Raw genomic sequence first — 1,146 nt, 5'->3', positions numbered from 1 at the left:
AATTATGATCAGATTAGAAAAGTTACTAGACTTCATCAAAATATGTTTTTCTAACACTGCATAGAAGTAACAGAATACTTTAGAAATGACAAGAAACATATGTATGTCTGTATGAATTTTATTGTATTATAGAGAGGCGTAAAACTACTTACCATCGTTTTTATTAATACCTTGCAGTCAGATATAGAAAAAATTTTGATAGGTGTTCTTGTTTATAAGCCTTTAGAATATAAGCTGGATTACTAAAATGGCTATTATTCCAACGCTAATATCTAGAGGTACAGCCTTAAATAGTAGGGAACTAAAAAGCTTGTTTTTTTCTATAACGACTTGCGAGGCGCCTAACATTAGACTACCTCCTGATGAGAAAGGAGAAAGTGATGAGCTTTGTGCGCCCACAACAATACAGGTAAACAGCAATAAGGGACTGAGCCCAGAGGCAACGGCTAAGGGAAGCACTATAGGAAATAGAGTAGGAGCAACGACGCCAAGTGTACTAGCAAATACCGACATAATAGCGCTGATAACGAAGACCAACATCGGTATTAACCAGATAGGAACGTTGGTACTGAGCCATTCTGTCAGTTCGTAAATGACACCGACTTCTACGCCGAGGCGAATTAGCATACCGACGCCACAAATCATAATGAGCGTGTTCCAAGGTATGAGTGCAATCACTGCTTTTTCATCACCCAACTTTAAAAATAGGCTGATCAAAGCAAAAATAACAGCGATAAAACCAATATCAATCCGAGCATTCAAAAACTCAATCGCCGATACTTGCGGCATGAGTAGATTGAGAATGGGCACAATAAGCACAGTAGCTATCATGATAAAAATAAGCACAATAGATTTTTTTTGTTTACTATCAAAAGGCTCTGGCACCGTCGTTTGAATCGCGATTTTGCTATTTTTGGCATTGAACAAGCTATAGCCGCCCAGTAGAATCACAGGTATTACAAAAGTAGCGGCAAACACTCCTAAAACATAAGTAAAGCTATTGTCATTGGCAACCCCTGCATCGCGCATCAGCTCCCTGAAGATAACCCCACTTTGTGAAGTGATAAAGTTAGCACCAGCGAGCGCGCCATAATTCACAGATAAGGTCGCAATGACAAGGTTTAAGTTAGTGCGTTTAGACAATAG

1 protein-coding gene is annotated in these 1,146 nt (G+C 39.0%); it reads right to left on the bottom strand.

The features are described from left to right. Positions 1 to 222: 222 nt before the first annotated feature. The coding region (locus ACS8FD_RS15980) for an SLC13 family permease (RefSeq protein WP_439276571.1) at positions 223 to 1,146 on the bottom strand (924 nt) is incomplete at its 5' end.

Source organism: Psychrobacter sp. 1U2 (assembly GCF_051847575.1).
This window is presented reverse-complemented; position numbering and strand designations above follow the sequence as displayed.